At 44.4% G+C, this 381-nt stretch carries 1 pseudogene; it reads right to left on the reverse strand.

Annotated elements, in window-relative coordinates:
* Positions 1-379 (reverse strand): annotated as a pseudogene (locus AB4512_RS24155) (hypothetical protein); the annotation flags it as partial.
* Positions 380-381: the final 2 nt, after the last annotated feature.

Here is a 381-nt window from a genome sequence, read left to right on the forward strand (position 1 = left end):
CAAATATAGAGGGTATCGTCTCAAAGAGTCTTCCTGGTCCTTCTGGTTCTCTTATCACAGTGACAATAGTAGCTTTAGACTGATCGACCCCTATCGTGTGTTCAATTAATGGGGCAACACCATCATTCGGCGCATTGACCGGTGTGTAAGTTGCTATTTGTCGTAAGATTTCTCGTCCAGTTTGCGATAGCTGCAGTTTGCGGATCAATACGCTCATATCGGAGAGGTAGGCGTCACTCTTTGTTTGTACATAGAGGTTTCTCGACATGCGATAGAGTTTTCCGTAGGTGTCTGAATTGTAGCCAGCAATGACTTTTACGCCATCCGGAGCATCGTAAAAAAGACCAAATTCTGACCCTTTTCCTGCGTATGCATTTATTG

This window comes from Vibrio sp. 10N.222.52.B7 (assembly GCF_041474275.1).
Classification (GTDB): domain Bacteria; phylum Pseudomonadota; class Gammaproteobacteria; order Enterobacterales; family Vibrionaceae; genus Vibrio; species Vibrio crassostreae_C.